The organism is Variovorax atrisoli 110B (assembly GCF_000382045.1).
Taxonomy (GTDB): Bacteria; Pseudomonadota; Gammaproteobacteria; order Burkholderiales; family Burkholderiaceae_C; genus Variovorax; species Variovorax atrisoli.
Window position 1 is genome coordinate 430,617 of sequence record NZ_KB907451.1, and the last position, 15,095, is coordinate 445,711.

The following is a 15,095-nucleotide window of genomic DNA, read 5'->3' on the forward strand; positions in this document are numbered from 1 at the left end:
CCCTCGCCGGGGGCGACACCCGCGGCCCGGCAAGGCCGGTTCCGCGGTGGTTCCCCAATGGGGCGCGTCGCACCGGGCGGCCGGCCTTGCAACTGAAGGAAGCAACGCAATGAATCAAGAAAAGACTCCCGCCACCACCTCCGCCGCAACCCCCGTCGTCGGCCTCGTGGGCCTGGGCGCCATGGGCGCCGGCATGGCGCAGTCGCTGCGCCGCGCGGGCCATGCGCCGCATGTGTTCGACGTGCGCCGCGAGGCTGCCGAAGCCTTCGCGCGCGATGGCGGCACGGCCTGCGCCACGCTGGCCGAGCTCGGCGCGCAGTGCGACATCGTGGTCAGCGTGGTGGTGAACGCCGCGCAGACCGAGTCGGTGCTGTTCGGCGACGGCACCTCGCCCGGCTGCGCGGCGTCGATGAAGCCCGGCAGCCTGTTCGTGATGTGCTCCACCGTCGATCCGAACTGGTCGGTGGCGCTCGAGGCGCGTCTCGAAAAGCTCGGCATCCTCTACCTCGACGCGCCCATCTCCGGCGGCGCCGCCAAGGCCGCGAGCGGCCAGATGACGATGATGACCGCCGGCACGCCCGCCGCCTACGAGCGCGCCGGTGCGGTGCTCGACGCCATGGCCGCCAAGGTCTACCGCCTGGGCGACAAGGCCGGAGCCGGCAGCAAGGTGAAGATCATCAACCAGCTGCTGGCCGGCGTGCACATCGCGGTGGCGGCCGAGGCCATGGCGCTGGGCCTGCGCGAGGGCGTGGACCCGGCGGCGCTGTACGAGGTCATCACCCACAGCGCTGGCAACAGCTGGATGTTCGAGAACCGCATGGCGCACGTGCTCGCCGGCGACTACACGCCGCTGTCGGCCGTGGACATCTTCGTGAAGGACCTGGGCCTGGTGCTCGACGTGGCGCGCGCGAGCAAGTTTCCGCTGCCGCTGTCGTCCACCGCGCACCAGATGTTCATGCAGGCCTCGACCGCCGGCTATGCGCGCGAGGACGACAGCGCCGTCATCAAGATCTTCCCCGGCATCGAGGTGCCGGCGCCGAAGGGGAATGCGTCGTGAGCGAGCCGGCGCTCAAGTTCGTCGACACGCCGCTGCTGCGCATCGGCTACGAGGAATGGAATCCCGCGGGCAAGGCCACCGCGGTGCTGGTGCACGGCTGGCCCGACAGCCCGCGCTGCTGGCACGGCGTGGCCGAGCGGCTCGTCGAAGCCGGCTGGCGCGTGCTGCTGCCCGCCCTGCGGGGCTTCGCGCCGACGACCTTCCTGCATGCCGACACGCCGCGCAGCGGACAGCTCTCGGCGCTGGGCCGCGACCTGCTCGACTTCATCGACGCGCTCGGCCTGCAGCAGCCCGCGCTGGTCGGCCACGACTGGGGCGCGCGTGCCGTGGCCAATGCCTGCGGGCTGCGGCCCGGCGCCGCCAGCGCGCTCGTGCTGATGTCGGTCGGCTACGGCACCAACGCGCCCGACCAGCCGATGCCGCTCGCGCAGGCGCGCAACTACTGGTACCACTGGTACATGGCCACGCCGCGCGGCGAACGCACGGTGCATGACGACCGCATCGCCTTCACGCGGATGATGTGGGACACCTGGGCGCCGGCCGGCTGGTACGAGCCTGCCGAGTTCGAGGCCACCGCCACCGCCTTCGAGGGCGACGACTGGGCGCGCGTGGTGGTGCATTCGTACCGCCATCGCTGGGGCCATGCGCCGGGCGACCCGCACTACGCGGCCGACGACGCCGCGCTCAACCCCGCGCCCGTGCTGCCGGTGCCCACGCTGGTGCTGCACGGCGCGGCCGATTCCTGCAATCATCCCGACACCTCGGCCGGCAAGGAACGCTTCTTCAGCGGTCGCTACCGCCGCGAGCTGCTCGACGGCGTGGGCCACTTCCCGCAGCGTGAGGCGCCGCAGGCTGTGGCCGACGCGCTGCTGCGCTTCCTGCCCGCGCTCTAGAACGAACACGAAAGACAAGACGACCATGAACATCCTCATCACCGGCGGCTGCGGCTTCCTGGGCGCCCGCCTCGCACGCACGCTGCTCTCGGGCGGCAGCCTTGCACTGGCCGGGTCGGCCGCGCAGCCCGTCTCGCGCATCACCCTGGCCGACCGCGTGCCGCCGCCTGCCGACCTGGCGGCCGATGCGCGTGTGCAGTTCGTGCAGGGCGACCTGTTGGAGCAGCTCGCGAACGGCGCGCTGCCCATCGCCGACACGCAGCTCGTCTTCCACCTGGCCGCCGCCGTGAGCGGCGAGTGCGAGGCCGACTTCGACCTCGGCATGCGCAGCAACCTCGACGCCACGCGCGGCCTGCTCGAAGCGGCGCGGCGCGCGGGCCATGCGCCGGTGTTCGTGTTCTCCAGCTCGGTCGCGGTGTTCGGCGATTCGCCCGAGCAGCGACTGCCCGCCGTCATCGAGGACACCACGCTTCCGACGCCGCAGAACAGCTACGGCATCCAGAAGTTCATCGGCGAGCAGCTGGTGGCCGACTTCACGCGCAAGGGCTTCGTGCAGGGCCGCAACGTACGGCTGATGACCGTGTCCGTGCGCCCCGGCCGACCCAACGGCGCGGCCTCGAGCTTCCTGAGCGGCATGCTGCGCGAGCCGCTGGCCGGCGAACGCGCACGCTGCCCCGTGTCGCCCGACACGCCCGTCGCGCTGGCCTCGCCCGGCAACACCGTCGCGGGCATCGTGCGCGCGGCCACCGCCAGCGCCGCCGAATGGGGCGCGCGCACGGCGGTCAACCTGCCGGCGCTGACCACCACCGTGCGCGAGATGGCGCAGGCGCTCGAACGCATCGCGGGCAAGGAGGCCACCGGCCTGATCGACTGGGAGCCCGACGCCGCCATCGCGAAGATCGTGACCAGCTGGCCCAGCCGCATCCACGCCGCGCGCGCCGAGGCGCTGGGCCTGAAGTCCGACGCCAGCTTCGACGCGATCCTGCGCGACTACGTGCGCGAGAACGCGCAGGCCGTGAAGCTTGCGCTGAAGGACTGAACGCCATGTCCAAGCTCGTGCTCGGCTGCATCGCCGACGATTTCACCGGCGCCACCGACCTCGCCAACAACCTCGTGCGTGCCGGCATGCGCGTGGTGCAGGCCATCGGCGTGCCCGAAGGCCCGCTCGATGCCGACGTGGATGCGGTGGTGGTCGCGCTCAAGTCGCGCACCATCGCGCCGGCCGAGGCCATCGCGCAGTCGCTCGAAGCCTGGCGCTGGCTGCAGTCGCAGGGGGCGAAGCAGATCTACTTCAAGTACTGCTCCACCTTCGACAGCACGCCGCAAGGCAACATCGGTCCCGTGGCCGAGGCGCTGATGGACGCGATGGGATGCGACTTCACCATCGCCACGCCCGCCTTCCCCGACAACAAGCGCACCGTGTTCAAGGGCTACCTGTTCGCGGGCGACGTGCTGCTCAACGAGAGCGGCATGCAGAACCATCCGCTCACGCCGATGACCGACCCGAACCTCGTGCGCGTGCTGCAGGCGCAGTGCACGCGCAAGGTGGAGCTCGTCGACTACGCGGTGGTGGCGCGCGGTGCGGCCGCCATCGAGGAGCGCATCGCACAGCTCAAGGCCGAGGGCGTCTCCATCGCCATCGTCGACGCGGTGTCGAACGACGACCTGCTGCGCATGGGCCCGGCGCTCGCGAAGATGCCGCTGGTCACCGCGGGCTCGGGCGTGGCCATCGGCCTGCCGGCCAACTTCGGCCTCGCGCCCTCGTCGCAGGCGAGCGAGCTGCCCAGGGCCGGCGGCAAGTCGGCGGTGGTCTCGGGCAGCTGCTCGCTGGCCACCAACCGGCAGGTGCTCGATTTCATCCAGCGCGGCGGCGCGGCACTGGCCATCGATCCGCTGCGCATCGCGGCCGGCGTCGACGTCGCTGCCGAGGCGCTGGCGTGGGCCGCTCCGCTGATCGACAAGGGTCCCGTGCTCGTCTACTCGACCGCCGAGGCCGGCGCCGTGAAGTCGGTGCAGGGCCGCCTGGGCGTGGAAGAGGCCGGTGCGATGGTCGAGCGCACGATTGCCGCCATCGCGCGCGGCCTGGTCGAGCGCGGCGTGCACCGGCTGGTGGTGGCCGGCGGCGAGACCTCGGGCGCCTGCGTGCAGGCGCTGGGCATCGCGCAGATGCAGATCGGCCCGCAGATCGACCCAGGCGTGCCGTGGTGCCATGCGCGCTCCGAAGCCGCACCCGAGGCCGGCCTGCACATCGCGCTGAAGTCGGGCAACTTCGGCAGCGACGATTTCTTCACCAAGGCATTTACAGTGCTCGCATGACCGAGAGCATGACTGCAGAGAACCAGGCCCGCGAGGAGATCTGCCGCGTCGGCCGCAGCCTGTTCGAGCGCGGCTATGTGCACGCCACGGCCGGCAACATCAGCGTGCGCCTGGACGACGGCGGCTTCCTCATCACGCCCACCGACGCCTGCCTCGGCTTCCTCGACCCGGCGCGGCTCGCACGGCTCGACGCGCAGGGCCGGCAGACCGGCGGCGACCGCGCCAGCAAGACCATCGCGCTGCACACGCGCATCTACGCTGCCGCGCGCGCGTTCGATGCGAACACCGCCTGCGTGATCCACACCCACAGCACGCACTGCGTGGCGCTCACGCTGCAGGCTCCCGGCGACGAACTGCTGCCCGCGCTCACGCCCTACTTCGTGATGAAGGTCGGCCATGTGCCGGTCATTGCGTACCACCGGCCGGGCGCGCCCGAAGCGGCCGAGCAGGTGGCGCAGGCCATCGGGCGCTTCGGCGCCGCCGGCACGCCGATCCGCGCCGTGATGCTCGCGCGCCTGGGCCCCAACGTGTGGCACGACACGCCCGCCGCCGCCATGGCCGTCCTCGAGGAGCTCGAGGAAACCGCAAGACTCCAGCAGCTCGCCCAGGCCGCCAAGCCCGAGCCGCTCGATGCCGACCAGATCGATGAACTGCGCCGCACCTTCGGTGCGCGCTGGTAGTAAAAACACCCCATGCCCCAATTCGCCGCCAACCTCTCGATGCTCTACCCGGAGCTCGCCTTCCTCGATCGCTTCGACGCCGCCGCGAAGGACGGCTTCAAGGCCGTGGAATACCTCTTCCCCTACGACTTCACCAAGGAAGAAATCGTCGCCAGGCTCGAGCACAACGGCCTGCAGCAGGTGCTGTTCAACGGCCCGCCGGGCGACTGGAACGGCGGCGAGCGCGGCTTGGCCTGCCTGCCGGGGCGCGAGGCCGAATTCCGCGAAGGCATCGCCAAGGCCATCGACTACGCCGTGGCGCTCGACTGCCCGCGCATCCACGTCATGGCCGGCCTCGTGCCCGCCGGACAGCAGCGCGACGCGCTGCAGCCCGTCTACATCGACAACCTGCGCTGGGCCGCTGCCGAGGCCGCCAAGGCAGGCCGCGACGTGCTGATCGAGCCGATCAACACGCGCGACATCCCGGGCTTCTTCCTCAACCGGCAGGACCATGCGCACGAGATCGTCGAGACGGTGGGCGCACCCAACCTCAAGGTGCAGATGGACCTCTACCACTGCCAGATCGTCGAGGGCGACGTGGCGATGAAGATCCGCAAGTACCTGCCGACCGGCCGCGTCGGCCACATCCAGATCGCGGGCGTGCCCGATCGCAACGAACCCGACATCGGCGAGCAGAACTACCCGTACCTCTTCGACGTGCTCGACGAGGTGTCGGCGCAGTGCGGCTGGCAGGGCTGGGTCGGCTGCGAGTACCGGCCGAAGCGCGGCGCGGAGCCCGGCGGCACCTCGGCCGGCCTGGGCTGGCTGCGCGACTGGCGGCAGCGGCACGCATGAAGCTCGAAGCGCTGCGCATCCCGGCGCCGCTGCGTGGCTTCGCGGCGGGCGATGCACAGCTGTTCGACATCGTGCTGGCCGGCGACAAGGTCGCTTCCATCACGCCCAGCGCGCAGCAGCAGCATGCGAAAGGCACGCTGCTGAGCGCACTGGTCGAGGCCCATGCGCACATCGACAAGAACTACACCGTGCAGGATGTGGGCGCCGCGCAGGGCAACCTGTTCGTCGCGATCGAGCGCATGAACCGCCATCGCGAGAGCTGGACCGGCGAGTCGCTGCGCCTGCGCATGGAGCGCGCGCTTCGCGATGCCTGGCTGTCGGGCACGCGCGCGCTGCGCACGCACCTCGACTGGGTGCAGCCCGAGCCGCCGGCCGCGCTGGCGGTGTTCGAGGCGCTGCGCGAGGAATGGCGCGGCCGCATCGAGCTGCAGTTCGTATCGCTCACGCCGCTCGACCTGTTCGCCGACATCGACGCCGGCGAGCGCATCGCGCGCGAGGTGAAGCGCGCGGGCGGCGTGCTCGGCGCATTCGTCTACCGCAACGAGGGCATCGTCCACAAGCTGGGTCGCGTGTTCGACCTTGCGCAGCAGCATGGCCTGGCGCTGGACTTCCACGTCGACGAAGGCCTGGACATCGAGGCCACTGGCCTGCGCAGCATCGCCCAGCTGGTGCGTGCGCGTGACTTCGGGCAGGGCGTGGTCTGCGGCCATGCCTGCTCGCTGTCGGTGCAGGAAGACGCCGTGGCCGCCGAAACGCTCGCGCTGTGCGCCGGCGCCGGCATCCACCTCGTCGCGCTGCCCACCACCAACCTCTACCTGCAGGGCGCATGGGACCGCACGCCGGTGCAGCGCGGCATCACGCGCATCCGCGAGGCGGCGGCACGGGGCTTGCGTGCGAGCCTGGCGACCGACAACGTGCAGGACGCCTTCTATCCCTACGGCAGCTACGACCTGCTGGAGACCTTCGGCCTCGGCGTGCAGGCGGCGCACCTCGCGCCGGCCGACGACTGGCTCGACACCATCACCGTGAGCCCAGCGAAGGCGCTGGGGCTCGCGTGGGACGGGCGCATCGCACCGGGCTGCCCGGCCGACCTGCTGGTGCTGTCGGCCACCGGGGAACATGAACTGATCGGCCCGCGCGGACGGCAACGCACCGTCATCCGCGCCGGCCAACGACTGGAGAGCAACGAGCAATGAGCATGGGCAAGCCGATGGCCAACTACGCGGCCGCCAAGCGCGTGGGCGATTTCGTCTTCATGAGCGGCGTGGTCGCCGTCGATCCGGCCACGCGCCGCGCGGTGGCCGGCTACGACGCCATTCCGGAAGAAGCGCGCACCGCGCTGCAGGGCGTGGGCTACGCCACCGGACAGATGTCGGTGGACGTCTTCGAGGCGCCCATCGTCGCGCAGAGCTGGTTCGTGCTCGAGCGCATCCGCCAGATCGCGGCCGAGCACGGCGGCACGATGGAAGACGTGGTGAAGCTGGTGCAGTACTTCCGCCACCTGCCGCACTACGCCTTTTACAACCGCGTGCGCGGCCTGTTCTATCCGGGCGAGCCGCCGGTCAGCACGGTGGTGGAGGTGTCGCGCTTCCTGCCGGGCGACGAGGTGCTGGTGGAAGTCGAGGCGACCATGTACCTGCCGGAATAGGTACTCCCCCAGGCTTGCCCACTTCGTGTGGCCGCCAACCCCCTCGCCGGGGGCAACACCTGCGGCCCGGCAGAGCCGGTTCCGCGGTGTTCCGCGAAAAGTCTCGCCCTACCTGACGCCCGCGCCCTTCAAAAGGAACTCCGTCACCTGCTCGATGAGGTAGCGCCGGTCCTTGTCGTCGCCCTGCTGCGCGGTGTCGCGGAAGTAGGCGGCCTGCGTGGCGTGGTCGGCGTAGAACTGCGTCACGGCCCAGATGTGGAACAGCACCAGCATCGGGTCGGCCTTGTCCATCAGGCCCTGGTTCATCCAGTTCTGGATGACGGCGGCAGCCTGTTCGGTGCGCTGCTTGCTCGTTGCCATCATGTCGTTGATGACCGGCGCGCCGCGCATCATCTCGGCCGTGAAGATGCGCGAGCGCAGCGGGTGCTCGAACGAGAACATCATCTTGCGCCGGATCAGGTCGCCCAGCACCCTGCGCGGGCCGAAGGCCTCGTCGCTGAAGCCGAACACCACGATCCAGTCGTTGAGGATGTCCTGCAGCACCTGGCGGTACAGCGCCTCCTTGCTGTCGATGTAGTAGTGCAGCTGCGCCTTCGAAAGCCCCGCCTTGTCGGCGATCGCCTGCGTCGACGCGCCGGCCAGGCCCTCGCTCGCGAACACCTCGATGGCGGCCTGGTTGATGAGGGCCAGCACCTGCGTGTACTTGCGCGAGCGCCCGCGCGTGGCGGGAGCCTCGCCGTCGTTCTCCTGGGTGATGGCGGAAGCCGCGGCGGAGGAGGCAGACGCACGCGCGCTCACAGCTGCAGTTCCAGTTCCAGCCCCTTGGCGCGCGAGCAGCACAGTGCCACCTTGTGGCGGCGCTCGCTGCCGGTCAGGCAGAAGTCGCGGTGCTCGGCGCCTTCGCCATCGCCCTCGACCACGCAGGTGCCGCACAGGCCCTGCTGGCACGACACCGGGATGTCGATGCCGACCTCGTGAAGCGCGTCGACGGCGGTCTGGTCCGCCGCCACCGGCACCGTGATGCCGCGCTTGGCGAGCTTCAGCGTGAAGGGCAGGCCGGCGGCCGCGCCGGCATCGGTGGGCGCGGCGAAGTATTCGGCGTGCAATGCGTCTTCCGGCCAGTGCGCGGCGGCGTCGCGCACCGCCTGCATGAAGCCGCCGGGGCCGCACACATACAGGTGCGTGCCGGGTGCGCGCTGGGCCAGCAGCGAACGCAGGTCGATGCGCTGCGATGCGTCGCCCTGGTCGAGGTGCAGCCGCAGGTGCGGTGCCAGCGACGGCGCGCGCAGCGCATCGGCGAAGGCCAGGTGCTCCTCGCTGCGCGCGAAAACGCACAGCGTGAAGGCGGCGCCGCGCCCGGCCAGCGCCTGCGCCATCGCCAGCAGCGGCGTCATGCCGATGCCGCCGGCCAGCAGCAGGTGGTGCGCGGCCTCCTCGCGCAGCGGGAAGGTGTTGCGCGGCGCGCTGATCGGCAGCAGGTCGCCCTCGCGCACGCGCTCGTGCATCGAGGCCGAGCCGCCGCGGCTGGAAAGCTCGCGCTTCACGCCGATCACGTAGCGCCGCGCGCTGGCCGACGACGGCGCCCGCGCCAGCGAATACTGGCGCGAGAAGCCGCCGGGCATGTGCACGTCGATGTGCGCGCCGGCCTCGTACGAGGGCAGCGGCCGGCCCCACGGGTGGGCCAGCTCGAAGGCCAGGATTTCCGGCGTCTGGCGCGAGATGCGTTCGACGCGGACGGTGAGCGTGCGTTCGAGGCTCATGGTTTCGTGTCTCCCTCTGGAGTCTGTGGCTCTTCTGCTAGATGCTGCTCAGCTTGCGCGAGACGCGTTCGATGAAATGGGTGCGGTCGTTCGCGGTGACGGCGTTCATGTCGTGCAGCTGCAGCCAGGTCACCTTGCAGCGCCACGCGAAGAGCGCGCGCAGCGCCCGCGTGAAGAGGCGCCGGCCCGGATCGCCGATGACCATCACGAACCAGCGCGGCGAGCCGCCGGTGGTCACCACCGTGAGCCGCCTGATGTGGCGCATGCCCGACTTCGCGAGCTGTCCCTTGCGTTCCGCCGGCAGGAAGGCCACGCCAGGCAGCCAGACCCGCTCCAGCCAGCCCTTGAGCATCGACGGCGGCCCGTGGAACCAGGTGGGAAACACGAACACCAGGTGCTCGGCCCACAGCAGCGCTTCGACGTGGGGTTTCACACGTTCGCGGATCAGGTCGGGATTGTCGAGGTAGGCGATGCGCTCTTCGCATGTCAGCGTGGGGTCGAAGCCCTCGGCATAGAGGTCGATGGCCTTGACGGGATGTCGCGGCGAGAGCGCCTCGAGGGCGGTGCGGTAGAGCGCGTGGTTGAAGCTGTCAGGGTTCGGATGGCAATGGACGACGAGCGTTTTCATGGTTGAGGGCCGGTTCGCTCGGCGGTTGTCGGCCGCCGGCGAGACGGGGTCAGAGCCCAGGGGGTGAAGGGCCGCGCGGTGCCTTATGGCAACCCAGGCGCCGGCATCTGACCCCGGCGCAAGCCCCGCGCGGCCCGCGGGAAAAATGCGTTCTTCGCAGGGGCCTTACTTGCCCGTGAGCTTCTTGCGAACGTCGATGCCGACGCCCTTGTTCACGAACTGCGTGGTGACCACCTTCGACAGGTCGACCTCGCCGGGCTTGTACAGGCCGGCCTTGACCATCTTGTCGTAGAAGTCCTTCACGCGGGCCTCGTCCATCGCGCCGATGCCCTTGGTGAGCGATTCGCCGCTGTCGACGATGCCCATCTTCTTCATCAGCTCGATGGAGCCCTGCGAGGACGCCACGGGCGAGTCGGGGTTGATCTTGGCGATCATCTCGTTGGCGGCCTTGTTGTCGCCGTAGAGGTAGTTGTTCCAGCCGATGATCGAGGCCTCGATGAACTTGCGCACCGTCTCGGGCTTGGTCTTGACCATGTCGGCGCGCGTCTCGATGGTGGTCGAGTAGGTCGAGAAGCCGTTGTCGGCCAGCAGCTGCACCACCGGGTCGAAGCCGGCCTGCGCCTTGATCGACAGCGGCTCCGAGATGGCGTAGCCCTGCTGGATGGACTTCTTGTCGGCCAGGAAGGGGCCGACGTTGAAGGTGTAGGGCTTGAGCTGAGAGTCCTTGAAGCCGTGCTCCGACTTCATCCACTGCCAGAAGCTGAACTGGCCGTCCTTGCCGATGAAGGCCACCGGCGCCTTGGTCATGTCCTTGAAGGTGTCGAAGCCCTGGCCCGGGTGGGCGAACATGGCCTGCGGGTCCTTCTGGAAGAAGGCCGCCACCACCACGGTGGGCACGCCGTTCTTCACGTTGTCGAAGGACTGCAGCAGGTTGCCGGTCATCAGGAAGTCGACCTTGCCGGCCGGCAGCATCGGCCTGTTGTTGACCATCGGGCCGCCCTGCTGGATGTCGACGTCGAGGCCGTACTTCTTGTAGGTGCCGTCCACCAGCGCCTGGTAGAAGCCGCCGTGGCCGGCCTGCGCCTTCCAGTTGGTGGCGAACACCACTTTTTCCTGCGCCTGCACGGCGAAGGCGGCGCCCGCGAGGGCCAGACCCAGAACGAGCGGGCGGAGGGTGAATGCGGGGATGCGCATGGGAACGTGCTCCTGTGGAGGTTTCGTTGAAAAGAAAGGGATGCGCAGACTAAGGCTTTTCAGCGTTCGATGGCCATGTCGGCGCGCCACCCGCGTGTTTTTCCGGGGTTCATCAGGCCCATCGGGTCGCTGCGCTTCTTGAACTCGATCTGCTTCGTGTCGATGGTCTTCATGCCGCCGTCCTCGATGGTGACGACGTGCGGGTTGAAGATCACGCAGCCGCCCTGCGACTCGATCTCGCGGATCACCTCGTACTGGTGGGCCTTGCCCTTCCAGCGCACCAGCAGGATGCCGAAGGTGCCGCATTCGCCGTTGGCGCGCGCGAAGTCCTGGTGCTGCAGCACGTCGTCGCCGAAGATCTCAAGGTGCCGCTCGACCACGGCCGGGTCGAAGGGTTGTGCGTAGGCCACCTGCAGGTAGGTCCAGCCGCGGTCGGCCTTCAGCGCCTGCAGCGTCGTGTGGTTGAAGGCGCACTCGTAGGCGGGAGGCAGCCCGTCGGCGAGCAGCTCGGCCTCGGTACCCGCCACCGAGATGGTGCCGCCCTGCGCATCGGCGAGCGCGCGGAACTCGGCCATCGATTCGGGCGAGACCATCGCGAACACCGCGTGCCGGTCGGCCGGGAAGCGGTCGCGCATGGCCGTGTAGTAGGGCGAGAAGCGCGCCTCCACCGTCGACAGCAGGAAGATGTCGAGCGAAGGCGCCTGCGCGGCGATGCCGAAGTCGAGCGCGCCGCGGTAGGTGCCGAAGAGCACCGTGCAGTGCACCCAGTCGACGGCAGGGCTCAGCGCCACTTCCACGTCGAGGATCACGCCGTTGGTGCCGTAGGCGTGGTGCACCTGCTGGATCTCGTCGCCGTGCAGCTCGATGACGCGCGGCTCGCGCTCCACCGTCATCACGCGCGCGCGCAGCAGGTTGCCGGGGTCGCGCAGGATGCCGTGGCGGAACGAGCCTATGCCGCCGAAGCCGCCCGCGATGAAGCCGCCGATGGAGGCCACGTGCCAGGTCGAGGGCCACATGCGCAGCGCCTGCCCGGTCTCGCGCGCGGCGAGGTCGATGTCGTGCATGCGCGCGCCGGCCTCCACGCGGATGCTGCCCTCGCGGATGTCGAGCACGCGGCACATCTGCGTCACGTCGAGCACGATGCCGCCTTCCAGCGGCACGCACTGGCCGTAGTTGCCGGTGCCGCCCGCGCGCACCGTGAGCGGCAGCTTCCACTTCGCGGCCACGGCCGCGGCCTGGCGCACGTCGTCCTCGGTGCCGACCTTCACCACCAGGTCGGCCACGCAGCCCGCGAGCTGCTCGGTGAGGATGGGGCTGTACCAGTAGAAGTCCTTCGACAGCTGCTTGCGCTGGCCGGGCGCGGTGATCACGTTGAGGCCGCGCAGTTCCTCGCGCACGGCGTTCCAGTCGACGTTTGCAGGGGAAACGTGTTCGGAGTTCATCGACGCTCCGTCAAGGGGGACTCTTCGCAAGGGAACACCGCGGAACCGGCTTTGCCGGGCTCCAGGTGTTGCCCCCGGCAGGGGGTTGGCAAAGCGACACGAAGTGCGCGCAGCCTGGGGGCGAGCCAACTATCTTTCACGGCGCATCTCGCTTTCGTGCCAGTGGCCCAGGACCAGGCGCGACAGGGCCGCGAACACGATGAAGATCACGATGCCCAGCAACGACACGAGCAGCAGCGCCGCGAACATCATCGGGATCTCGGTGCGGAAGCTCGATTCGAGGATGCGCGAGGCCAGCCCCGTCTCCTTGCCCGCCGTGCCGGCCGTGAATTCGGCCACCACCGCACCGATCAGGCTCAGGCCGCCCGCGATCTTCAGGCCCGCCATGAAGTAGGGCAGCGCGCTCGGCGCCAGCAGGTAGCGGAAGGTCTGCCAGGGCGAGGCCTTGTAGAGCTGGAACAGGTCGCGCAGGTTGCTGTCGGCGCTCTTCAGCCCGATGACGGTGTTCGACAGGATCGGGAAGAAGGCCACGATCCACGCGCACAGCAGGAGCGCCGCCGTGGTGCTCGACACGTAGATCAGGATCAGCGGCGCGATCGCGATGATCGGCGTGACCTGCAGGATCACCGCGATGGGGAACAGGCCGATCTCCACCCACTTGAAGAGCGCGAAGGCGATCGCCAGCAGCACGCCGCCCACGATGGCAGCGACCAGCGCCAGCAGCGTGAGCTTCACCGTGAACCACAGCGCGCTGGACAGCGATTCCCAGTTGTCGAACAGCGTGCGGATGATGAGCGAGGGCGCAGGCAGGATGTAGTGCGGGATGTTGTTGGCGCGCACGGTCCATTCCCACGCCAGCAGCAGCAGGGCGACGATGGCCGCGGGCACCGCGATGCGCAGCATCGACTCGCGCCGGCGCAGCCGGTCCTCGTGCGCGCGCAGCGAAGCCTCGGAGGGCGCGGCGTCGGCTTCCGCGAGAGGGGCGGCCGCGTGGGTCTCAGTGATCGATGTCGAGGCCATGCAGGGCTCCATGCAGCGATTGCGACACCGCGGTGCAGTGCGCGTTGTAGCGGGTCGAGGTGCGGAAGTCTTCGCCGCGCGGATACGGCTCGTCGATGCGGATCTCGTCGATCACGCGGCCGGGCCGCGCGGCCATCACCACGATGCGGTTCGACAGATACACCGACTCGTACACGCTGTGCGTGACGAACACCACCGAGAAGCGGTGCTCGCGCCAGATGGCCAGCAGGTCGTTGTTGAGCTTGATGCGCGTCATCTCGTCGAGCGCGGCGAACGGCTCGTCCATCAGCAGCAGGCGCGGGTGCGTGACCAGTGCACGGGCGATCGACACCCGCATCTTCATGCCGCCGGAAAGCTCGCGCGGGTACACGTCGGCGAAGCGCGAGAGGCCGACCATCTCCAGCGCCTGCTTCACCACCGGCGCCGCCGCGTCGCGGCCGGTGCCGGCCAGCTTCAGCGGCAGCCAGACGTTGTCGAACACCTTCGCCCAGGGCATGAGCGTGGGCTCCTGGAACACGAAGCCCAGGTCGCGGTCGGTCTTGCCGTTCTTGCCGTTCTTGCTGTTGCCGGCGGCGGCACCGCCCCAGTGCATGTCGCCCGAACTGATGCGCGTGAGCCCCGCGATGAGGCGCAGCGCCGTGCTCTTGCCGCAGCCCGAGGGGCCGAGGAAGCTGATGAAGTCGTGCTCGCCGATGTCGAGCGACATGCCCTGCAGCGCGAGCGTGCCGTTGGCGAAGCGCTTGCTGACGTTGCGCAGGCTGACCAGCGGCGCGCCGGCGGCGGCGGTGGTGGCTTCCGTGCTCATTTCCAGGCCGGCTCGTTGGCGAGGCGCGAGAGCGGGAAGCGGTCGACCTCCTGCAGCAGCTCGACGAAGCGGCGGCCCACGTGGTCGAGCACGGCCGCGCCCTTCTCGGCGGTCGCGCGCGTGGCGTCGCCGGCGGCGCCTGCGGGGTTGATGTCGTGCATCTGCCAGCCGAGCTTGCCGCTGGGCGTGATCGAGAGGAACCTGTTCTCCGCGGCCAGCTGCTCGGTCATCGAGCTGAAGTTCCGGAACTGGTCGCGGCGCACGTAGTCGGGCGTGAGGTGCAGCATCACCGAGCTCTCGAGGTCGCCCGCGTGGATGCCGTGCCTGCCCTCGTGCGCGGTGAACAGGCCCTCGGGCAGGCCCAGGGTGTACCAGTTGGCGGCCACGACCATCATGCCGTGCTCCTCGCGCAGGTCGCGCGCGACGATGTCCATCACGCTCATCTGGCCGCCGTGGCTGTTGTAGAGCACCAGCTTGCGCACGCCGGCTTTCGCGACGCAGGCGCCGATGTCCTTCCACATCGAGATCAGCGTGTTCGCCGACACGGTGAGCGTGCCCGGGTAGCGCGAGTGCTCGTTGCTCTTGCCGTAGGGCACGGTGGGCAGGAAGAGCACCGGCAGGTCGTCGGGCAGGTGCGGCAGCGTGGCGCGCACCATGCCGTCGATGGTGGCGGTGTCGGTCGACATCGGCAGGTGCGGGCCGTGCTGCTCGGTGGCGCCCACCGGCAGCACGGCAATGAGCCGTTCGCGGTCGAGGCGGGAGAACTCTTCGCTGGTCAGGTCGGACCAGAAGCGGCTGCGCAGGGGAGGCGGATTCAT

The 15,095-nt window shown here is 69.6% G+C and carries 16 protein-coding genes; 8 read left to right on the forward strand and 8 right to left on the reverse strand.

All coding sequences use genetic code 11. The annotated features are described in order from the left end of the window. Positions 1-109: 109 nt before the first annotated feature. From ltnD to G369_RS0110080, 8 genes are read left to right on the forward strand one after another with little or no spacing between them, the layout of a single operon-like run. Entirely contained in the window at positions 110-1,057 is a 948-nt protein-coding gene (gene ltnD / locus G369_RS0110045) for an L-threonate dehydrogenase (RefSeq protein WP_019653870.1), read from the forward strand. Then, entirely contained in the window at positions 1,054-1,950 is an 897-nt protein-coding gene (locus G369_RS0110050) for an alpha/beta fold hydrolase (protein ID WP_019653871.1), read from the forward strand. Before ltnD ends, G369_RS0110050 begins: the two co-directional genes overlap by 4 nt. A 25-nt stretch (positions 1,951-1,975) precedes the next feature. Further along, positions 1,976-2,989, forward strand: a complete 1,014-nt coding sequence (gene denD / locus G369_RS0110055) for a D-erythronate dehydrogenase (RefSeq protein WP_019653872.1) — start codon at positions 1,976-1,978, stop codon at positions 2,987-2,989. A 5-nt stretch (positions 2,990-2,994) separates the two neighbouring features. After that, complete coding sequence (otnK, locus tag G369_RS0110060) at positions 2,995-4,266, forward strand: 3-oxo-tetronate kinase (protein ID WP_019653873.1); 1,272 nt, start codon at positions 2,995-2,997, stop codon at positions 4,264-4,266. 8 nt (positions 4,267-4,274) lie between these two features. Further along, complete coding sequence (locus G369_RS0110065) at positions 4,275-4,946, forward strand: class II aldolase/adducin family protein (protein ID WP_038114379.1); 672 nt, start codon at positions 4,275-4,277, stop codon at positions 4,944-4,946. A gap of 12 nt (positions 4,947-4,958) precedes the next feature. Next, complete coding sequence (otnI, locus tag G369_RS0110070; protein WP_019653875.1) at positions 4,959-5,780, forward strand: 2-oxo-tetronate isomerase; 822 nt, start codon at positions 4,959-4,961, stop codon at positions 5,778-5,780. Beyond that, positions 5,777-6,976: an amidohydrolase family protein gene (locus G369_RS0110075; protein WP_019653876.1), complete on the forward strand. Its 1,200-nt coding sequence runs from the start codon at positions 5,777-5,779 to the stop codon at positions 6,974-6,976. Before otnI ends, G369_RS0110075 begins: the two co-directional genes overlap by 4 nt. Further along, a complete protein-coding gene (locus G369_RS0110080) occupies positions 6,973-7,428 on the forward strand; it encodes a RidA family protein (protein WP_019653877.1) in 456 nt (151 codons plus the stop codon). The genes G369_RS0110075 and G369_RS0110080 overlap by 4 nt, the downstream gene beginning before the upstream one ends. A 108-nt stretch (positions 7,429-7,536) precedes the next feature. Here the strand turns inward: G369_RS0110080 and G369_RS0110085 are convergent, their stop codons facing one another. From G369_RS0110085 to G369_RS0110120, 8 genes are all read right to left on the reverse strand, one after another. Further along, positions 7,537-8,226 (reverse strand): TetR family transcriptional regulator C-terminal domain-containing protein, encoded by a 690-nt coding sequence (locus tag G369_RS0110085; protein WP_019653878.1) that lies wholly within the window; start codon positions 8,224-8,226, stop codon positions 7,537-7,539. Continuing rightward, on the reverse strand, positions 8,223-9,188 hold the full coding sequence (locus G369_RS0110090; protein WP_019653879.1) for a PDR/VanB family oxidoreductase: 966 nt from the start codon (positions 9,186-9,188) through the stop codon (positions 8,223-8,225). Before G369_RS0110090 ends, G369_RS0110085 begins: the two co-directional genes overlap by 4 nt. Positions 9,189-9,225: 37 nt before the next feature. Beyond that, positions 9,226-9,816 (reverse strand): NAD(P)H-dependent oxidoreductase, encoded by a 591-nt coding sequence (locus G369_RS0110095; RefSeq protein WP_019653880.1) that lies wholly within the window; start codon positions 9,814-9,816, stop codon positions 9,226-9,228. Positions 9,817-9,981: 165 nt separating this feature from the next. Beyond that, positions 9,982-11,010: an ABC transporter substrate-binding protein gene (locus G369_RS0110100; protein WP_019653881.1), complete on the reverse strand. Its 1,029-nt coding sequence runs from the start codon at positions 11,008-11,010 to the stop codon at positions 9,982-9,984. A 59-nt stretch (positions 11,011-11,069) separates the two neighbouring features. After that, complete coding sequence (locus G369_RS0110105; RefSeq protein WP_019653882.1) at positions 11,070-12,452, reverse strand: FAD-binding oxidoreductase; 1,383 nt, start codon at positions 12,450-12,452, stop codon at positions 11,070-11,072. A 129-nt stretch (positions 12,453-12,581) separates the two neighbouring features. Further along, on the reverse strand, positions 12,582-13,472 hold the full coding sequence (locus tag G369_RS0110110) for an ABC transporter permease (RefSeq protein ID WP_020723021.1): 891 nt from the start codon (positions 13,470-13,472) through the stop codon (positions 12,582-12,584). Continuing rightward, positions 13,450-14,277 carry an ABC transporter ATP-binding protein gene (locus G369_RS0110115; protein WP_019653884.1) on the reverse strand — a complete coding sequence of 276 codons (828 nt, stop codon included), beginning with the start codon at positions 14,275-14,277 and terminating at the stop codon, positions 13,450-13,452. The genes G369_RS0110110 and G369_RS0110115 overlap by 23 nt, the downstream gene beginning before the upstream one ends. Next, the gene (locus G369_RS0110120; RefSeq protein WP_019653885.1) at positions 14,274-15,095 is read right to left on the reverse strand and encodes a creatininase family protein; all 822 of its coding nucleotides are present in this window, start codon (positions 15,093-15,095) and stop codon (positions 14,274-14,276) included. The genes G369_RS0110115 and G369_RS0110120 overlap by 4 nt, the downstream gene beginning before the upstream one ends.

Coding starts and splice junctions, on each gene's coding strand:
- ltnD (WP_019653870.1), top strand. CDS start 110: ATGAATCAAGAAAAGACTCCCGCCACCACCTCCGCCGCAACCCCCGTC.
- denD (WP_019653872.1), top strand. CDS start 1,976: ATGAACATCCTCATCACCGGCGGCTGCGGCTTCCTGGGCGCCCGCCTC.
- otnK (WP_019653873.1), top strand. CDS start 2,995: ATGTCCAAGCTCGTGCTCGGCTGCATCGCCGACGATTTCACCGGCGCC.
- G369_RS0110065 (WP_038114379.1), top strand. CDS start 4,275: ATGACTGCAGAGAACCAGGCCCGCGAGGAGATCTGCCGCGTCGGCCGC.
- otnI (WP_019653875.1), top strand. CDS start 4,959: ATGCCCCAATTCGCCGCCAACCTCTCGATGCTCTACCCGGAGCTCGCC.
- G369_RS0110075 (WP_019653876.1), top strand. CDS start 5,777: ATGAAGCTCGAAGCGCTGCGCATCCCGGCGCCGCTGCGTGGCTTCGCG.
- G369_RS0110080 (WP_019653877.1), top strand. CDS start 6,973: ATGAGCATGGGCAAGCCGATGGCCAACTACGCGGCCGCCAAGCGCGTG.
- G369_RS0110090 (WP_019653879.1), bottom strand. CDS start 9,188: ATGAGCCTCGAACGCACGCTCACCGTCCGCGTCGAACGCATCTCGCGC.
- G369_RS0110095 (WP_019653880.1), bottom strand. CDS start 9,816: ATGAAAACGCTCGTCGTCCATTGCCATCCGAACCCTGACAGCTTCAAC.
- G369_RS0110100 (WP_019653881.1), bottom strand. CDS start 11,010: ATGCGCATCCCCGCATTCACCCTCCGCCCGCTCGTTCTGGGTCTGGCC.
- G369_RS0110105 (WP_019653882.1), bottom strand. CDS start 12,452: ATGAACTCCGAACACGTTTCCCCTGCAAACGTCGACTGGAACGCCGTG.
- G369_RS0110110 (WP_020723021.1), bottom strand. CDS start 13,472: ATGGCCTCGACATCGATCACTGAGACCCACGCGGCCGCCCCTCTCGCG.
- G369_RS0110115 (WP_019653884.1), bottom strand. CDS start 14,277: ATGAGCACGGAAGCCACCACCGCCGCCGCCGGCGCGCCGCTGGTCAGC.
- G369_RS0110120 (WP_019653885.1), bottom strand. CDS start 15,095: ATGAATCCGCCTCCCCTGCGCAGCCGCTTCTGGTCCGACCTGACCAGC.